The sequence below is a fragment of the Nonomuraea sp. NPDC049400 genome (assembly GCF_044466425.1).
Classification (GTDB): Bacteria; Actinomycetota; Actinomycetes; order Streptosporangiales; family Streptosporangiaceae; genus Nonomuraea.
In genome coordinates, this window is the sequence record NZ_JBITMP010000019.1 from 116,719 (window position 1) to 133,035 (window position 16,317).

Here is a 16,317-nt window from a genome sequence, read left to right on the forward strand (position 1 = left end):
GAGCCCACCAGCTACCAGCTGGGCACAAGCCCAGCAGCTGAGGCAAGAGACAGAGCCACAAGCCCCACCGCCCCACCGAACGAAGGAGGCCGCCGCCGTGCAGGACCACCGGGAGCCAGCCCACGAATCCACACGGACGGCGGCTTCCTCATCTCAAAACCCGCAAAGTCCACTGAGGTGGAAGCGGGTGATGCTGAAGCTGTCAGGAGAGGCGTTCGCCGGGAGCGAGCCGCTGGGCATCGATCCGGTGGTCGTCGATCACCTGGCTGACTCGATCACCGAGGCGGTCAAGGAGGGCGTGCAGGTCGCGGTCGTGGTCGGCGGCGGCAACATGTTCCGCGGCGCCACCCTGTCGCAGGGAGGCATCGACCGGGCCAGGGCCGACTACATGGGCATGCTCGGCACGGTCATCAACTGCCTCGCCCTCCAGGACTTCCTCGAACGGCGGGGCGTCGAGACACGCGTGCAGACCGCCATCACCATGCAGCAAGTGGCCGAGCCGTTCCTGCCGCGCCGCGCGATCAGGCACCTCGAGAAGGGCCGCGTGGTCATCTTCGGCGCCGGGCTCGGCTCGCCGTACTTCTCCACCGACACCGCGGCGTCCCAGCGAGCCCTGGAGATCGGCGCTGAGGCGCTGCTCAAGGGGACGCAGGTGGACGGGATCTACGACTCCGATCCACGGAAAAATCCGGATGCGGTCAGGTTCGACCATCTTGACTACGGCGAGGTGCTGCTCCGCGACCTCGCGGTCATGGACGCCACCGCGATCAGCCTGTGCAAGGACAACGACCTGCCGATCGTGGTCTTCGACCTCATGGGCGAGGGCAACATCCTGCGAGCGGTACGCGGTGAGAAAATCGGCACGCTGGTGAGTCCCACAGGCAAATGAGGGAGCGAGCCCGACACCGCCAGCTAGTAGACAGGGAGCCGCTGTGATCGACGAAACCCTCCTCGAAGCCGAGGAAAAAATGGACAAGGCCGTCTCGGTCGCGAAGGAGGACTTCGCGACCATCCGTACGGGCCGCGTCACCCCCTCGATGTTCAACAAGATCAACGCTGAGTACTACGGCACGCCGACGCCCATCCAGCAACTGGCGTCGTTCCACGTGCCGGAGGCGCGCATGGTTCTGATCCAGCCTTATGACAAGAGCTCGATGGGCGCCATTGAGAAGGCCATCCGCGACTCCGACCTCGGCGTCAATCCCACCGACGACGGTCAGGTGATCCGCGTGACGTTCCCGGAGCTGTCCGAGGAGCGGCGCAAGGAGTACATCAAGGTCGCCAGGAACAAGGGCGAGCACGCCAAGGTGTCGGTACGCAACATCCGCCGCTCCGCCAAGGAGATCCTCGACAAGATGATCAAGGATGGCGAGGCGGGCGAGGACGAGGTCAGGCGGGCCGAGAAGGAGCTCGACGACCTCACCCAGAAGCACGTCGCGAAGATCGATGAGCTGCTCAAGCACAAGGAAGCCGAGCTGCTCGAAGTCTGAGCGGCACACCGCGGGGCGGACCGCGTTCGGCGGGCCGTCGCAGGTGGCGGTGGTTTTGCACCTACGGCGGGCCGCGTTCGGCGGGCCGTCGCAGGTGGCGGTCCTTTTGCACCTACGGCGGGCCGCGTTCAGCGGGCCGTCGCAGGTAGCGGTCCTTTTGCACCTACGGCGGGCCGCTGCAGGTAGCGGGCTTGCACCTGCGGTGGGTCGTCGTGGGTGGCGGCCCTTGCACCTATGGCGGGCTGTCGTGGGTGGCGGCTCTTGCATCTACGGCCCTCGCCCCGGGGCGGGGGCCGTGGCTTTTGGAGAACTCTGTGAATAACCGTACGGCTGGCACCAGCTCGAGCGGCGGCAGCCGTACCGGAAGGAACCTGCCCGCCGCGATCGCGGTCGGTGTGGTGCTGGGCGCGCTTGTCGTGGGCTCCCTCTACACGATCAAGGAGCTGTTCCTCCTGGTGCTCGTGGGGGCTGTGGGCGTCGGCGTGCTGGAGCTGTCCAAGGCGTTCGCGACCCGCCAGATCAAGGTGCCCGCCGTGCCGGTGCTCGCGGGGATGGCGGCGATGCAGGCGACGGCGTACTGGGGCGGGCCGGTGTGGCTGCTGGCCACGTTCGCGGTGTTCGCGTTCGTGCTGCTGATCTGGCGCATGTTCAGCGAAGGGACCGAGGGCTACGTGCGGGACGCGTCGGCCTCGGTGTTCACGCTGTTCTATCCGGCCATGCTGGCGGCGTTCGTGGCCTTGCTGCTGCGTCCCGAGGACGGCGACCACCGGGTGCTGATCTTCATCGCGGTGACCGTGGCCAGCGACATCGGCGGCTACGTCGCCGGTGTGCTGTTCGGCCGGCACAAGATGACGGTGATCAGCCCCAAGAAGACCTGGGAGGGGTTCGCCGGATCGGTGGTCGCGTGCACGGCGGTCGGGGCCTGGCTGGTGACCTGGCTGATGCACGGCGAGATCTGGCAGGGCGCGCTGATCGGCGGGCTCGCGGCGCTGCTGGCGACCGTGGGCGACCTGATCGAGTCGATGATCAAGCGGGACCTCGGGATCAAGGACCTGGGCACCATCCTGCCCGGCCACGGCGGCCTGATGGACCGGCTCGACTCGCTGGTGACGACGCTGGTGCCGGTATGGCTGCTGATGACCCTGTTCTTCTAGTCAGCGGTTCTGGGCCTCCAGGGCTTCGGTGGTGACGGGCGAGAGCCAGAGCCACCGTACGGCCTCCCCGCCGAACGCGAATCCCGACATGTCGGGCATGTGGGGTGCGTTGGCCAGCATCAGGACACCCGAATACCGCGGCCCCAGCGGGAACGTCGAGGGCTCGTGATACCACTTCGCCGTATGCCCGTGGCCCAGCCACGTGACGGAGTGCCACGGATACTGCGACAGCCACACCAGCAGCAGCGCCGCGTCCCGCGGGTCCTCGCGGGTGGCCACGGCCAGCTCGATCCGGGCGTACGCGCCCGGCTTGTCGATCCACTGCTCGACGGTGGGCATGCGCTGGCAGCTCATCCCGACCGTGGACAGCACCGTGAAGTCGCGGCCCTGGTGCGGCGAACGCTCGGTGATCCCGACTGTCGGCAGCCGTTCGCCGCTGGCGTCCCAGTAGCGTCCCGCGGGGCCGAGCACCCGGTCCAGATGCCCCATCACGAACTGCTGGAACGACGGCCACGACCCCTCGTTGTGCCGCCAGCGCCAGTAGGACCTGGCGTTGGAGATACGGGGCCGCAACCCTTCGAGCGCCTCCGAGAGCGCCCAGGCGAACGGCGACTCGCCCACCGCGTCACGGGCGTAACCGGGCATGCCCCTGCTCATGTCGGCCCAGCCGGGGATGACCGCCAGCAGGTCGTCGTCCTCGTACAGGGCGACCCCGTCCCCCTCCTCGAACCACAGCGCGCTGAGCTGCCCGAGCGGCCTGCGGCCGGCCGGGTGGGCGGTGTTGGCCCTGGGCATCAGCGGCGGCAGGCCGGCGTTGATCCTGGCCAGATCCACCACGGTGGGGGCGGGACGGTGGTTGGCCAGCCAGACGGCGCCGTGCACCGTGCCGTCGGGCGAGCACAGGTAAGCTACCGAGGAGTCCTCGTCCCGCTCGACCACGAGCGTCCGGCTCCCGTACGGGTTGCCGACAGCGAGTACGACCTCGGCGCCACCCTCGCCAGATGCCGACCGGAAAATCGCCATACGAGATGACTGTAGATCGGGCGGCGACCATGACGCGAGCAGGAATGTCACCTCCGATCCGAACGTTCATTACCCTGATTGACAGCCCCTCAAGCGAAGGCAGGAACGTGTCCCAGCCACCAGGCCAGCTCACCTTCGTCGCGCCCCGGCGAGCCAAGCCCGCACGGCACCTGGCCGACCTGTCGATGGCCGACCGGCGGGCCGCGGTCACGGAGCTGGGCGAGAAGGCGTTCCGCGCCGACCAGCTCTCCCGCCACTACTTCGAGCGCCTCACCGCCGACGTCGGCGCGATGACCGACCTGCCAGCGGCCTCCCGCGAGAAGCTCGCCACGCTCCTGCCCGACCTGCTCACCTCGGTCAGGGAGCTGAGCACCGACAGGGGCACGACGCGTAAGACGCTGTGGCGGCTGTTCGACGGGGCGCTGGTCGAGTCTGTGCTCATGCGCTATCCCGACCGGGTCACGATGTGCGTGTCGTCGCAGGCCGGCTGTGGCATGAACTGCCCGTTCTGCGCCACCGGCCAGGCGGGCCTGACCCGCAACATGTCCACCGCCGAGATCGTCGAGCAGGTCGTCGCAGGGGCCAGGGCGCTGGCCGCCGGCGAGGTGCCCGGCGGACCGGGGCGAGTGAGCAACGTCGTGTTCATGGGCATGGGGGAGCCGCTGGCCAACTACAAGGCGGTGATCGGGGCGGTCCGCCGGCTGGTGGAGCCCGCGCCGCACGGGCTCGGCATCTCGGCCCGCGGCGTCACCGTCTCCACGGTCGGGCTGGTGCCCGCGATCGGCAAGCTGGCCGACGAGGGGCTGCCCGTCACGCTGGCGCTGTCGCTGCACGCGCCCGACGACGAGCTGCGTGACACGCTGGTGCCGATCAACACGCGGTGGAAGGTGGCCGAAGTTCTCGACGCCGCCTGGGCGTACGCGGCGAAGACCAAGCGGCGGATCTCGATCGAGTACGCACTGATCAAGGACATCAACGACCAGGAGTGGCGGGCCGACCTGCTGGGCAAGCTGGTCAAGGGCAAGCTCGTGCACGTCAACCTGATCCCGCTCAACCCGACGCCCGGGTCGAAGTGGACGGCTTCCCGGCCTGAGGACGAGCGGGCGTTCGTGCGGCGGCTGGAGTTCCACGGCGTGCCGGTGACGGTGCGCGACACGCGCGGGCGCGAGATCGACGGCGCCTGCGGCCAGCTCGCCGCCGCCGAGTAGCCTGCTCCTTCCCCGAACACGCCGCGTTGCTACGGTCGCGCCTCACAGCTCCTTGAGGGCTCCGGAGGGGGCGGGCCAGCCAGCCACCGTGCAGGGCGGCCGTGCACGTCTCAGAGGCCGTTCGGCACGGGGATCGCGGGCGTGCCGGCGGAAGGCGACGGAGTGGGAACCCGCGTGAGACGGATGCTGGGCTTCCGTGCGACGGGGCGCTGGGCTTCCGTGCGACGGGATGTCGAGCTTCCATGCGACGGGACGCCGAGCTCCGGCGGGGGCGTCTGGACTCTTCGCATCCCACGCCGCCGCCGCGCGAGGCGGTGTTCAGCGGCGGGCAGGTCGGTGACGCGGGCAGTCAGTGGTGGGCTATCGAGCGGGCGACGAAGCCCTCGATGAGGTCGGCGATCAAGCGGGCGCCCCGGCCGTTCAGGTGGACGGTGTCGGTGGTGAGCTGGAGGCCGCGGCTCCTGGAGATGGCGTCCAGGCTGCGGCCGAGCAGGAAGTGCTGTATCGCGGCGGTCTGCGCCAGCCGGCCCTCCGCGCGGTAGTGGGTGCCGGGCGTGCGGCCCTGCTCCTCCAGGTACGCGGTCATCCGCTCGTTGAGCGGCAGGTACGTGACGCCTTCGTGCGCCGCGACCCGCCGGACGATCTCGCTGTATTCGGCGGCCCGCCGCACCGGGACCGAGCTGAGGTCCTCGCCGATGACCGGCAGGGAGAGCAGTGCCACCCGGGCCATCGTCTGGTCCTGAAGCCTCCTGGCGATGGTGGTGAGGTTGGCGGCGTAGCCCTCCGGGGTCGGGTCCGCGGAGAGCTGCCAGCGCTTGCGCAGTGTCTTGGCGAGCTTCCGGCTGAGTGTGGAGTTGGCGTCGTTGGTGCCGATCAGCACGGTCACCACGTCCGGGTCCTGCCCGACGACGTCGTCCAGCCGCTTCACCGTTTCCGAGGACGGCTCGTAGTTGACCCCGGCATTGATCACGGCCGCCTGGGGCAGCCGGGCGCAGAGCATGGCCACGTAGTCTGCGCTCACCTGTGCGCGGGTGATGCTGTCACCCATGCAGATCACCTTCACCGTTGCCTCCTCCGCTCAGAGTGGGTGAGTGCTCACTAACCTACCCTACGCCGGAGCCATACGTACGCCCCGAGGCCGATCAGGCACCAGAACAGGGAGACAGCCGCGAGCTCGGGGAGCTGGTCGAGGAGGTGACCTGCGTTCGCCGCCTTCATCCACGCGATGAGCGGCACGGTCAGCCAATGCAGGGACGAGGCGCTGAGCAGCAGCATCGCCATGAACCCGAGCAGCAACGCCATGATCGAGACGGCGGGAGAGCGGACGACCGAGCGGCTGGTGAGCGCGCCCAGCGCGGTTCCGGTGAGCGTGGCCAGAACGTGCAGGACGAGGACGGCGGCCAGCACGGGGCCGGTCGGGGACTGGCTGACGCCGAGCAGGAGCGCCCAGCCCAGGCTGAGCGCCGCGAGCGCCGTGCACGCCGCGAACGCCGCCGCCAGGCCAGCCGCCACCTCCCTGCCCCAGCCGCCCGCCTGGACCGCGGACAGCTCGCGCTGCCGGTCGGGCTCGGTGTCGAGGAGGCTCCTGGCGGCCCAGGCCAGGATCGGAATGATCAGCACGGCGCCGTCCGTGAGCACGGCCGCCTCCGCGCCCCGCGGCGCCCGGCTGCCGTAGACGATCGCCAGCATGGCCAGGGCCAGGAGGAGTGCCTGGTACACGCGGTGCGAGCGGACGTAGGCGGCCAGGCGGAACGCGGCCAGGGCGATCATCCGGTCTCCTCGATCTCGCGGGCCTGATAGCCCTCGGCGCGCATCCTGGTGAGGAAGTGGTGGAGCTCGGCCTCGGGCACGGTGACGGCCACGACCGCCTCCCGGTCCTCGCTCTCCTGGAGAGGTGCCGCCGTGCCCTCCTTGAGGTGGCCGTCCACCAGCGACCAGTGCCGGACGACGGGAAGGGCGCGCAGGCCGCCCTGGTGGTCGCTGGCGATGACGATGCCGCCGCGGGCCGCCACCTCGGCGGCGATCGCGGGCAGCGCCTCGCGCGTGCCGGCGTCGAGCCCGGCGAACGGCTCGTCCAGGATCAGCAGCCCCGGCTCGGCCATCAGCGCCTGGACCAGGCCGACCTTGTGCGCGCTGCCCTTCGACAGCTCACCGAGGGGGACGTTGAGGAGGTGGTCCATGTTGAGGCGCTCGGCCCACGGCTCCCAGCGGGCGCCGCCGCGTACCCGGGCCATGTGGCGCAGGTAGGCGGTCACCGTGAACGGCTGGGCGGTGGGGAACCGGTCGGGGGCGAAGCCGACGACTTCGGGGCGGCCGGCGATCGTGCCGGTCGTCGGCCGGGCGAGGCCCGCCAGGAGCCGGAGCAGGGTCGACTTGCCTGCCCCGTTCACGCCGGCCAGCTCGATCACGTCGCCGGGGGCGAGCCGCGCGTCGGCGTCCTGGATGACTAACGGACCGCGTCTTCGGTAGCGAAAAGAGACCTTGGACAGCTGCATGATCCTGCAAAGCTATATGTCGGGTCGCATCGTCGTGATAAAGAGCCCCACAATGGAGGCACCCCCAGCACGTTCTCAAGAGGAGTGGGCTTGAATCGCTTTCCGCGCGTCATGGGTATGCGTTCAGGCTATGACCCCGCCGAGGTCGACGCCCTGATCGGGCGGATCGAGTCGACGCTCGGCCGGGGCCCGCACGCCATGGAGCCCGTCACGGCCGACGACGTGCGCCGGGCCACGTTCCGCGCCAAGCGCGGCGGCTATCACGAGACCGCGGTCGACTTCGCCCTGGAGGCGTTCGTGGTGGCGCTGGAGACCCAGGCCAAACGTCCGGTACGGCTGGCCATGGCCGAGCCCACCGGTGAGATGCTGCGCGAGGAGTGGTTCGAGACCCAGGCGGCGCGCGTCGAACGGGTGGCCTTCCGCCCGGGTCGCATGGGCACCGGCTACAACGAGGACGAGATCGACGCCTTCCTCGACCGCATCGTGGCCACCCTGCGCGGGACGACCGAGTTCCCCGTGACGGCCAAGGAGGTCCGGGAGGCGAGGTTCTCGACCGTGCTGTTCAGGTCCGGTTACCTGATCTCCGACGTGGACGCCTTTCTCTCAGGCATCGCCGACGTGCTGGAGCAGCGCGGCTAGGCGTTCTCGCCTGCCCGAGGAGGGCAGCTATGCGTTCTCGCCCGCCCGAGCAGCGCGGCTAGGCGTTCTCGACCGCTGCGAGCAGCCCGCCGAGGTCGGGCAGGGCCTGCTGGATGATCTTCTCGTCCTCAGGTCGTTCGCCCTGGCGGTTGATCCACACCCGTGGGATGTCCAGCCGGTGCGCGGGCACCATGTCGTGAAAGTAGCTCTGCGCCACATGAACCCATGTCGTCGGCTCGTACGAGCGCCTGAACGCCTCGAAGTGGGCGTCGGACGGCTTGTAGGCGCCCACGTCCTCCGAGGTCACCACCGCGTCGAACGGCATGGGCAGCCGCCGCCGCGTCTCGGCGATGAGGTCGCGGTCGCAGTTGGTGAGCAGCGCCAGGTGCCAGCCCGCCGTGCGCAGCGCCGCCAGTTCGGCGCCGACCTCGGGGAAGACCGGCCAGTAAGGGATCGTCGCGGCCAGCACCGAGGCGTCGTCCTCATTCAGCTCGACCTTCTCCTCGGCGCAGGCCCTGCGCAGCGTCTCGGCGAGCACGTGGCGGTAGCGGAGTGCCGGAGACTCGGCCTGCACGGCGTGCTCATGCCGGTTGTACGCCTCCAGCAGCCGCGCCCCCTGACCAGGCGCGATCAGTTCGGCGCTGGTGCGGATGCCGTGCCGCCAGTCGACAAGTGTCCCGAAACAGTCGAACGTTGCCCATCGCATAGATCTCATAATGTTGCACATGGCGATATCCGTGCGGGCGATCGAGCCACAAGATCTCGCGAGAGTGACCCGGGTGTTGACCGAGAGCTGGGGCGGCGCCACCGTGGTCGCGCTGGGCCGGGGTGAGCTGATCGACGCCGCCACCCAGCCCGGTTTCATCGCCGAGATCGACGGTGAGCTGGCCGGGATCATCACCTACGCGCAGCGCGGAGACTCCGTGGAGATCATCACGATCGACGCCGTGATCCCCGGCAAGGGGGTCGGCGTGGCGCTGCTCGACGCGGTGCGCGCCGCGGCCACCGAGTGCGGGGCGGCCCGGCTCTGGCTGGTCACCACCAACGACAACACGCACGCGCTGCGCTTCTACCAGCGCTACGGCTTCGACCTGGTCGCCCTGCACCGGCACGGCGTGGACCGGGCGCGCCAGCTCAAACCGGGCATCCCCGCCGAGTCCGACGGCATCCCGATCCGGCACGAGCTGGAGCTGGAGCTTCCCCTCTGACTGAGGGTGCGGGGTTGAGCCCCTGGCCCTGCCCACGGTCGGCACGGCGGTCGACCGGCGGGCAGGGCACGCCCTGATGGGGGAGGAAGAGCGCTGAGGCGAGACCCGCGGAGCCGATGATCAGGACCGGGAGGTCTTGCAGCCCGCCGGCTCCAGCTTGCGTGCGGGGTCGTCGACCGTGGGGTGGGTGCCGTTCTTCTGGGCCTGGCGGACGTCGCGGAAGTACTCGCGGGACATCATCGCGGTGATGATCGCGACCCCGCGGCGCGCAACGCGGACCTCGCTCGTGACCGCCGTGCCGATCAGGCGGATGCGCCGCCCGGTGCTCTCCTTGGGCGCCTCGTAGTCCTTGACCTTGCCCCTGCCGGTCCACTGCAGGTCCCAGTGGTCGACGGTGGCGTCATCGGGAACCAGCAGCTTGACCACGCCATGGTCGAGGTCGAGCCGGAGCTCCAGGTCGTCGGGCAGGTCAGGGGAGCGCAGGTCGATGGTGCTCTGGCCGTAACGGGTGCGGACCTCGAAGCGGCTCGCGGTGGTCCAGTTGCCCAGACGTCGGGTGACTGCGTGGTCGGAGTGGATTCGCTCAACATCGCTCATGGCTCGATAGTTGCATTGAAACTAGTCCTTCGTCAACTAGTAACTTTGGGGCTAGTATTGGTGCATGGCTCTCGATCGCGGTTCGCCGCTCGCCCTGACCGTGCTGGCCCTCCTGCGCTACCGGCCGCTGCATCCGTACGGCATCCAGCGTCTGCTCAAGCAGTGGGGCAAGGACCTGGTGGTCAACGTCGGCCAGCGGGCCGGCCTCTACCGGACCATTGACCGGCTGCTGGAGGGCGGCCTGATCAGGGTCCGCGAGACGGGGCGCGACCAGCAGTACCCCGAGCGCACGGTCTACGAGCTCACCGATGAGGGCGAGGCGGCGCTGCGCAAGTGGCTGGACGAGATGCTCAGCACGCCCAAGCAGGAGTTCCCGCAGTTCCCCGCGGCACTGACGAACGCTCTCCTGCTCACCCCGGAAGAGCTGGCCGAGGTGTTCGAGCGGCGCGAGCAGGCGGTCGCCCAGACGCTGGCCGGGCTGGACGCGACTCTGGCCGCCGAGGCAGGTCTGCCGCGCGTCACCATGCTGGAGGTCGAATACCTGCGGGAGATGACGGCCACGGAGAGCCGGTGGCTGCGCGCCGTCATCGAGGACCTGCGGGCCGGGCGGCTCACCTGGTCGCAGGCGTCGCTGGCGGGGGCTGCGGGCGGGTGGGAGGCGTCTTGACCTCCGCGTGACCGGCCGGACCTCTCGAGCTCCGGAGCAGGGCCACGATCACTCCCGCCACCGGGGCGGCCAGGAACGCGCCGATGATGCCCGCGACCAGGCTGCCCACCGCGATGGCGACCAGGATGACCGCTCCGGGCAGGTCCAGGGCCCTGCCGTAGATCTGCGGGGCCAGCACGTGCCCCTCGATCTGCTGCACCGCCACGGTCACCCCGACCACGATGAGCGCCACCAGCCAGCCCTTGGCCACGAGCGCCACCACCGCGGCCAGCAGCCCCGCGACGAACGCGCCCACCACCGGCAGGTACGCCCCCACGAACGTCAGCACCGCCAGCGGCAACGCGATCGGCACTCCCATGATCCACAGGGCGGATCCGATGAAGAGCGCGTCCACCGCGCCCACCAGCGCGATCCCGCGGATGTAGCGGCCGACCACGGTGATGACCAGGTGACCGGCCTCGGTGAGGCGGGTCCTGGCCGAGGCGGGCGCGAGGTCCACGAGCCAGCGGAAGAGCCGGTCGCCGCCGTGCACGAAGTACACCGACAGGATGATCGCCAGCACCGCCCCGACGACGATCTCGCCCACCGTCCTGAGCCCGGCCAGCGCGCCGGTGGTGATCTGGCGGCCCTGGCCGGCCAGGTAATCCCTGGCCTGCTCGGCCAGCTGCCGGGGGGCGAGCCCGAACCTGGCGGTCAGTTGGTACAGGTCGTCGAGCACCTTGCCGACGCTGGTCCGCAGCTGGGACACGCTGTCAATGGTGGGCGGCACCACCAGGGCGAACAGGCCCGCCGCCAGCACGAGGCCGCCCGCGAAGACGATCGTGGTGGACAGGGCGCGGCTCAGCCCGCGTGACCTGAGCCAGCGGGCGGGGGGCAGGAGCAGCGCCGTGATGAACACGCCGATGACGATCGAGACGGCCACCGTGCGCACGTGATAGAGGCAGAAACCGGCCACCGCGATCACCACGAGCCAACCGAGCAGCCGCCACGGCCTCATCCCCTGCCCCCTGTTCTGCCTGGTCAGAGGCCTTCCCCAGCGGGATCGGCGGCAACCCTGGTCAGCCGGGCGGAGTGAGGTGGGGACGCTGGGAGAGCTTGTTCACCTCGTACGTCTCCCGCGCCGCCCGGGTCGAGTCCGTCGTGCCGACCGCCGCCACGGGCACGTCCCACCACGCCTCGGAGGACGGCACGTCGTCCGCCATCGGATCGGTGCGGACGTAGATCACCGTGGTCTCGGTCGCCGAACGGGCCGCGTCGAGGGCCTTGCGCAGGTCGGCGACCGACTCGGGGCGCAGCACCGACGCGCCGAGGCTGGCCGCGTTGGCGGCGAGGTCGACCGGCAGCGGGCCGCCGTCGCGGCTCCGGTAGGAGGTGCCGAGCCGCTCCCCGCCGACGCTCTCCGACAGCCGGCCGATGGAGGCGAAACCGGAGTTGTCCACCAGGACGACGACCAGCTTGATCCCCTCGGAGACCGCCGTGACGAGCTCCTGGGCCATCATCAGGTAGGAGCCGTCGCCCACCATGACGAACACCTCGCGCTCCGGAGCCGCCATCTTGACGCCCAGGCCGCCGGCGATCTCGTAGCCCATGCAGGAGTAGCCGTACTCGACGTGGTAGCTGCCCGGACCGCTCGGCCGCCAGAGCTTGTGCAGGTCGCCGGGCATCGAACCGGCCGCGCACACCACCACGCCGTCGTCGCCCGCCGCCGCGTTGACCGCGCCGATCACCGCGGACTGGGGCAGCGGCGTGCCCTCCAGCGCGTACGCGTGGTCCACGGCCGCGTCCCACTCACGGGTCAGCTCGGCGGCCCGCTCGCGGTAGGCGCCAGGCGGGCCGCTCCAGCCCGCGAACGCCTCGACCAGGTCCGCGAGCCCCTCGCGGGCGTCGGCCACCAGCTGCATGCCCGACAGCTTGGCCGCGTCGAAGGCGGTGACGTTGAGGTTCAGGAACCGGGCATCGGGCGCGAAGATCGTCCGGGATGCCGTGGTGAAGTCGCTGTAGCGGGTGCCGACGCCGATGATCAGGTCGGCCTCGCGGGCCAGCGCGTTGGCCGCCGTGGTGCCGGTGGCGCCGATCGCCCCCATGGCGAGCGGGTGCCCGTAGGGGAGCGCGCCCTTGCCCGCCTGCGTCTCGGCCACCGGGATGCCGTACGTCTCGGCGAAGATCCGCAGCTGCTCCGTGGCCTCGCTGTAGATCGTCCCGCCGCCGGCCACGATCAGCGGGCGCGAGGCCGACTTGACCAGCTGGGCCGCCCTGAACACGGCCGCCCGCTCGGGGCTGGGCCTGGGGATGTGCCACACGCGGCGGGCGAACAGCTCCTCCGGCCAGTCGTACGCCTCCGCCTGCACGTCCTGCGGCAGCGCCAGCGTCACCGCGCCGGTCTCTGCCGGGTCGGTGAGCACGCGCATGGCGGCCAGCAGCGCGGACGGGAGCTGCTCGGGGCGGTTGATCCGGTCCCAGTAGCGAGAGACCGGCTTGAAGCAGTCGTTGACGGAGATGTCGTACGAGCGCTGATCCTCCAGCTCCTGCAGCACCGGGCCGGCCACGCGGGTGGAGAAGATGTCGCCGGGCAGCAGCAGCACCGGCAGCCGGTTGATCGTCGCGCCGGCCGCGCCGGTGATCATGTTGGTCGCGCCGGGGCCGATGGAGGTGGTGCAGGCCAGGGTGGCCAGGCGGTTGGCGGCCCGGGCGTAGGCGGCGGCCGTGTGGACCATGGCCTGCTCGTTACGGCTCAGGTGGTAGGGGAGGTCCTCGGTGGAGGTGGCCAGCGCCTGGCCGAGCCCGGCGACGTTGCCATGGCCGAAGATGCCGCAGATGCCGCCGAAGAACCTGTGCTCCACTCCGTCGCGCTCGCTCCACTGCTGGGCCAGGAAGCGTACGACGGCCTGCGCGACCGTCAGCTGTGTCATGAGGTCCTCCCGAACGGCAGTCTGGGATCGGTGGGCTGAGCTTCCCAGGAGGAGCGGATCCAGGCGTGGCGCGGATCGTCGCAGAACGCCATCGAACGCTGCTCCGCCGGGCCCGCCAGGACGTTCAGGTAGTACAGGTCGTAGCCGGGCGCGGCCATGGCGGGGCCGTGGTAGCCGTACGGGACCAGGACGACGTCGCCGGAGGAGACCTCGGCGAGAGTGTCGATGTGGCCGCGCTCGGAGGAGTAGACGCGCTGGTAGCCGATGCCCTGGTCGCGCACCTCGAAGTAGTAGATCTCCTCCAGGACCGCCTCGCCCGGATTGTCGGTGTCGTGTTTGTGCGGCGGGTACGACGACCAGTTGCCGTCCGGGGTGAGGACCTCCACGGCCATGAGCTTGTGGCAGTCGAAGGCGTCGGGGGCGGCGAAGTTGTTCACCTGGCGGCTGGCCTGGCCCGCGCCGCGGATCTCGACCGAGACCTCGGTGGCGGGCACGTAACGCGGCTCGAGAGCGCGGGTGGCGCGGGCCGAGGGCAGGGCGATCCGCCCGGCGCCCTGAATGGTCACCTGCGTGTCGATCGGGATGTAGGCGAAGTCGCTCGGCCCGTCGAACACAGAATCCCTGCCCGCCAGCACGAACGTGTCGGCCGGGATCGTCACCGTGCAGGAGCCGGAGAGCGGGAGGACCAGCATTTCCTCCTCGCCCGTGTCGAAGGAGACCGGGGCATCCGTCAGGTCCAGGACGCGCAGACCCGAGTATGTCCAGCCGGCCATGGCCGGCGTGATCTCGACCGACCAGGGGCCGTTGGCGGCCTTGCCGTACGGAACGTATGTCATTTGCGAGCCTCCCGAACCAGGGCCGCGGCGCCGTCCACCGCGGTCGCCACGTCGTCGTCCGGCGGGTAGAGCAGGGCGCGGCCCACCACGAGGCCCCGTACCCCGGGAAGGGCGAGGGCGCGGTGCCAGTCGGCATAGGCGGCGTCGATGTCCGGCGGATCGCCGCCGAGCAGCAGGGCGGGCAGCGTGGTTGCGGCCATCACGCGCTCCATCTCCGCCACGGCCGGGATCTTGAGCCACGTGTACGCCGAGGTCGCGCCGAGCGCCTGGGCGACGCTGATCGCCCGGATCACGGCCTCGGGCGACAGGTCGTTGCGCAGCGCCCCCGACTCCGTGCGCAGCGACCAGAAGGGCTCCACCATGGCCATCAGGCGGCGGCGGGCCAGGTCCGTCACCGCGCGGGCGCAGGACTCCAGGGTGGACACGGTGGCGTGGTCGTTGGGGTCGATGCGGCAGAGCATCTTGCCGCCGTCCAGGCGCATCGCGTCGATGGAGGCCGCGTCGAAGCCGGTGAAGCGGTCGTCCGCCTCGAAGACCGAGCCCTGCAGGCCGCCCCTGTTCATGGAGCCGAAGGCCAGCTTGTCCTCCAGCGCGCCCAGCAGGAGCAGGTCCTCCAGCACGTCGGGTGAGGCCAGGATGCCGTCCACGCCGGGGCGGGAGAGCGCCACCTGGAGGCGGTCGAGCAGGTCCGTGCGGCTGGCCATGGCCAGCGGCCGGTCCCGCACGGCCAGGGAGCCGCGGGCCGGGTGGTCGGCGGCGATGATCAGCAGCCGCTCGCCCTCGCCCGGCAGGCCGCGCCGCTGCCGCCGGGCCGCGGCCTCGGCGATCTCCTCAGGGCGGGTCGCCCTGATGTGGGTGAGCCGTTCGTATCCGGCGGACCTGGGCAGTGTGATGTCGCTCAAGAGCCCGCCCCGTTCAGCAGGTCTTCCACTTCCGCCGCGGACGGCATCGCGTCGGCGCAGGCCAGGCGGGCGGCCACGAATGCGCCGGCCGCGTTGGCGAAGCTCACCGTGCGCTCCAGCGGCCAGCCGCGCAGCAGCCCGAGGCAGAGCGCGCCGCCGAACGCGTCGCCCGCTCCGATGCCGTTGACCACCTTCACCTCCACCGGCTCCACCAAGGCACTTTCCTCAGAGGTACGCGCGAGAACCCCCTCGGGGCCCATTTTCACCACGGCCACTTTCACGCCCGCGTCCAGGAGCGCCTGCGCGGCGGCCTCCGGGTCGCGCACGCCCACCGCGGTCTCCACCTCGTCCAGGTTGCCGACGGCGACGTTCGCGTACGGCAGCGCCCGCCGCACCGCCTCGTGCGCGGCCTCCCGCGACTCCCACAGCGCCGGCCGCCAGTCGAGGTCGAACACGGTCCAGCCCGACTTGCGCACCGACAGGGCGGCGGCGTGGGCGGCGGCGCTCGGCTCCTGGCTCAGCCCGGTCAGCGAGAACCAGAACAGGTTCGTGCCCGCGATCGCCTCGAGGTCCAGGTGGGAAGGGGAGATCTGCAGGTCGGGCGGGTGCTCGCCGCGGTAGAAGTAGATCGGGAAGTGGTCGGGAGGGAAGATCTCGCAGAACGTCACGGGCGTCGGCGGGCCCTCGATGGTGCTCACGAAGGCGTCGTCCACGCCGAAGCCGCGGATCGCCCGCCGTACGAACTCTCCGAACGGGTCCGCTCCCACGCCGGTGATCACGGCGGAGCGCAGCCCGTGTCGCGCCGCGGCCACGGCCACGTTGGTCGGGCTGCCGCCGAGGAACTTGCCGAAGGTCTCGACGTCGGCCAGGCCGACGCCGGTCTGCAGCGGGTAGACGTCGACGCCGCAGCGGCCGATCGTGATCAGGTCGTACAAAGCACCTCCAAGGTGGAGCTTACCGTCGACACTATGGCATATTGTCATGACATATGGATGTCCGCTATGTTACCTAATGTGCCTTGATTAAAACCCGCGCGCCTCACATCGCGTAGTGTCGGACTGTGAGCTCCCCCGCCGGCGGAGCAAAGGCGCAGCATGCGGGCACATCCTCGATGTATGGCCGGGTCTTTACGTCATATGGATGTCATGACATATTGGCCGATGGCTTTACCTCCTTTACGGACATTCCG

General features: G+C 70.3%; 18 protein-coding genes. 7 read left to right on the top strand and 11 right to left on the bottom strand.

Translation table 11 applies throughout. The features are described 5' to 3' along the window. Nucleotides 1–190 precede the first annotated feature (190 nt). From pyrH to ACIBVN_RS28865, 3 genes are all read left to right on the top strand, one after another. Nucleotides 191–889: a UMP kinase gene (gene pyrH / locus ACIBVN_RS28855; protein ID WP_349455627.1), complete on the top strand. Its 699-nt coding sequence runs from the start codon at nt 191–193 to the stop codon at nt 887–889. A gap of 43 nt (nt 890–932) precedes the next feature. After that, entirely contained in the window at nt 933–1,490 is a 558-nt protein-coding gene (frr, locus tag ACIBVN_RS28860; protein WP_360693974.1) for a ribosome recycling factor, read from the top strand. 314 nt (nt 1,491–1,804) lie between these two features. After that, nucleotides 1,805–2,644 (top strand): phosphatidate cytidylyltransferase, encoded by an 840-nt coding sequence (locus tag ACIBVN_RS28865; protein WP_397141560.1) that lies wholly within the window; start codon nt 1,805–1,807, stop codon nt 2,642–2,644. Here the strand turns inward: ACIBVN_RS28865 and ACIBVN_RS28870 are convergent, their stop codons facing one another. After that, complete coding sequence (locus ACIBVN_RS28870; protein ID WP_397141562.1) at nt 2,645–3,667, bottom strand: suppressor of fused domain protein; 1,023 nt, start codon at nt 3,665–3,667, stop codon at nt 2,645–2,647. It abuts the gene before it with no gap. Nucleotides 3,668–3,774: 107 nt separating this feature from the next. Here ACIBVN_RS28870 and rlmN point away from each other — a divergent pair, with 107 nt between their 5' ends. After that, nucleotides 3,775–4,875, top strand: a complete 1,101-nt coding sequence (rlmN, locus tag ACIBVN_RS28875) for a 23S rRNA (adenine(2503)-C(2))-methyltransferase RlmN (protein WP_397141564.1) — start codon at nt 3,775–3,777, stop codon at nt 4,873–4,875. A 349-nt stretch (nt 4,876–5,224) separates the two neighbouring features. Here the strand turns inward: rlmN and ACIBVN_RS28880 are convergent, their stop codons facing one another. Genes ACIBVN_RS28880 through ACIBVN_RS28890 form a run of 3 tightly spaced genes read right to left on the bottom strand, consistent with a single transcriptional unit; the run spans nt 5,225 to nt 7,370 of the window. Next, on the bottom strand, nt 5,225–5,923 hold the full coding sequence (locus ACIBVN_RS28880; protein WP_397141566.1) for an SGNH/GDSL hydrolase family protein: 699 nt from the start codon (nt 5,921–5,923) through the stop codon (nt 5,225–5,227). Between the two features lie 50 nt (nt 5,924–5,973). Further along, a complete protein-coding gene (locus tag ACIBVN_RS28885) occupies nt 5,974–6,645 on the bottom strand; it encodes a hypothetical protein (protein ID WP_397141568.1) in 672 nt (223 codons plus the stop codon). Then, nucleotides 6,642–7,370 (bottom strand): ATP-binding cassette domain-containing protein, encoded by a 729-nt coding sequence (locus tag ACIBVN_RS28890; RefSeq protein ID WP_397141570.1) that lies wholly within the window; start codon nt 7,368–7,370, stop codon nt 6,642–6,644. Before ACIBVN_RS28890 ends, ACIBVN_RS28885 begins: the two co-directional genes overlap by 4 nt. A 117-nt stretch (nt 7,371–7,487) precedes the next feature. On the opposite strand from ACIBVN_RS28890, the gene ACIBVN_RS28895 reads away from it, so the two are divergent. Next, a complete protein-coding gene (locus ACIBVN_RS28895; protein WP_397141572.1) occupies nt 7,488–8,009 on the top strand; it encodes a DivIVA domain-containing protein in 522 nt (173 codons plus the stop codon). A 58-nt stretch (nt 8,010–8,067) separates the two neighbouring features. On the opposite strand, the gene ACIBVN_RS28900 is transcribed toward ACIBVN_RS28895, so the two are convergent. Next, nucleotides 8,068–8,715: an HAD-IA family hydrolase gene (locus tag ACIBVN_RS28900; RefSeq protein ID WP_397141574.1), complete on the bottom strand. Its 648-nt coding sequence runs from the start codon at nt 8,713–8,715 to the stop codon at nt 8,068–8,070. Nucleotides 8,716–8,734: 19 nt separating this feature from the next. Here ACIBVN_RS28900 and ACIBVN_RS28905 point away from each other — a divergent pair, with 19 nt between their 5' ends. Continuing rightward, a complete protein-coding gene (locus ACIBVN_RS28905; RefSeq protein WP_397141576.1) occupies nt 8,735–9,217 on the top strand; it encodes a GNAT family N-acetyltransferase in 483 nt (160 codons plus the stop codon). Nucleotides 9,218–9,337: 120 nt separating this feature from the next. Here ACIBVN_RS28905 and ACIBVN_RS28910 read toward each other — a convergent pair whose 3' ends face one another. Next, the gene (locus ACIBVN_RS28910) at nt 9,338–9,814 is read right to left on the bottom strand and encodes a hypothetical protein (protein ID WP_397141578.1); all 477 of its coding nucleotides are present in this window, start codon (nt 9,812–9,814) and stop codon (nt 9,338–9,340) included. A 64-nt stretch (nt 9,815–9,878) separates the two neighbouring features. Here ACIBVN_RS28910 and ACIBVN_RS28915 point away from each other — a divergent pair, with 64 nt between their 5' ends. Beyond that, a complete protein-coding gene (locus ACIBVN_RS28915) occupies nt 9,879–10,481 on the top strand; it encodes a PadR family transcriptional regulator (RefSeq protein ID WP_397141580.1) in 603 nt (200 codons plus the stop codon). Here the strand turns inward: ACIBVN_RS28915 and ACIBVN_RS28920 are convergent. The 5 genes from ACIBVN_RS28920 to iolC form a co-directional block, all read right to left on the bottom strand. Beyond that, nucleotides 10,426–11,478 (bottom strand): AI-2E family transporter, encoded by a 1,053-nt coding sequence (locus ACIBVN_RS28920; protein ID WP_397141582.1) that lies wholly within the window; start codon nt 11,476–11,478, stop codon nt 10,426–10,428. The genes ACIBVN_RS28915 and ACIBVN_RS28920 overlap by 56 nt on opposite strands. 61 nt (nt 11,479–11,539) lie before the next feature. Then, entirely contained in the window at nt 11,540–13,390 is a 1,851-nt protein-coding gene (gene iolD / locus ACIBVN_RS28925) for a 3D-(3,5/4)-trihydroxycyclohexane-1,2-dione acylhydrolase (decyclizing) (RefSeq protein ID WP_397141584.1), read from the bottom strand. Further along, nucleotides 13,387–14,226: a 5-deoxy-glucuronate isomerase gene (gene iolB / locus ACIBVN_RS28930; protein ID WP_397141586.1), complete on the bottom strand. Its 840-nt coding sequence runs from the start codon at nt 14,224–14,226 to the stop codon at nt 13,387–13,389. Before iolB ends, iolD begins: the two co-directional genes overlap by 4 nt. Next, entirely contained in the window at nt 14,223–15,128 is a 906-nt protein-coding gene (locus ACIBVN_RS28935) for a deoxyribose-phosphate aldolase (RefSeq protein WP_397141588.1), read from the bottom strand. The genes iolB and ACIBVN_RS28935 overlap by 4 nt, the downstream gene beginning before the upstream one ends. Beyond that, a complete protein-coding gene (gene iolC / locus ACIBVN_RS28940; protein ID WP_397141590.1) occupies nt 15,125–16,063 on the bottom strand; it encodes a 5-dehydro-2-deoxygluconokinase in 939 nt (312 codons plus the stop codon). Before iolC ends, ACIBVN_RS28935 begins: the two co-directional genes overlap by 4 nt. Between the last annotated feature and the right edge of the window lie 254 nt (nt 16,064–16,317).

What these genes read in the sequence shown, in the direction of transcription:
- ACIBVN_RS28880 (WP_397141566.1), bottom strand. Translation starts at nt 5,923, where the DNA reads ATGGGTGACAGCATCACCCGCGCACAGGTGAGCGCAGACTACGTGGCC.
- ACIBVN_RS28900 (WP_397141574.1), bottom strand. Translation starts at nt 8,715, where the DNA reads ATGCGATGGGCAACGTTCGACTGTTTCGGGACACTTGTCGACTGGCGG.
- ACIBVN_RS28895 (WP_397141572.1), top strand. Translation starts at nt 7,488, where the DNA reads ATGCGTTCAGGCTATGACCCCGCCGAGGTCGACGCCCTGATCGGGCGG.
- ACIBVN_RS28910 (WP_397141578.1), bottom strand. Translation starts at nt 9,814, where the DNA reads ATGAGCGATGTTGAGCGAATCCACTCCGACCACGCAGTCACCCGACGT.
- ACIBVN_RS28915 (WP_397141580.1), top strand. Translation starts at nt 9,879, where the DNA reads ATGGCTCTCGATCGCGGTTCGCCGCTCGCCCTGACCGTGCTGGCCCTC.
- ACIBVN_RS28870 (WP_397141562.1), bottom strand. Translation starts at nt 3,667, where the DNA reads ATGGCGATTTTCCGGTCGGCATCTGGCGAGGGTGGCGCCGAGGTCGTA.
- ACIBVN_RS28905 (WP_397141576.1), top strand. Translation starts at nt 8,735, where the DNA reads ATGGCGATATCCGTGCGGGCGATCGAGCCACAAGATCTCGCGAGAGTG.
- ACIBVN_RS28890 (WP_397141570.1), bottom strand. Translation starts at nt 7,370, where the DNA reads ATGCAGCTGTCCAAGGTCTCTTTTCGCTACCGAAGACGCGGTCCGTTA.
- ACIBVN_RS28885 (WP_397141568.1), bottom strand. Translation starts at nt 6,645, where the DNA reads ATGATCGCCCTGGCCGCGTTCCGCCTGGCCGCCTACGTCCGCTCGCAC.
- iolD (WP_397141584.1), bottom strand. Translation starts at nt 13,390, where the DNA reads ATGACACAGCTGACGGTCGCGCAGGCCGTCGTACGCTTCCTGGCCCAG.
- ACIBVN_RS28920 (WP_397141582.1), bottom strand. Translation starts at nt 11,478, where the DNA reads ATGAGGCCGTGGCGGCTGCTCGGTTGGCTCGTGGTGATCGCGGTGGCC.
- iolB (WP_397141586.1), bottom strand. Translation starts at nt 14,226, where the DNA reads ATGACATACGTTCCGTACGGCAAGGCCGCCAACGGCCCCTGGTCGGTC.
- pyrH (WP_349455627.1), top strand. Translation starts at nt 191, where the DNA reads ATGCTGAAGCTGTCAGGAGAGGCGTTCGCCGGGAGCGAGCCGCTGGGC.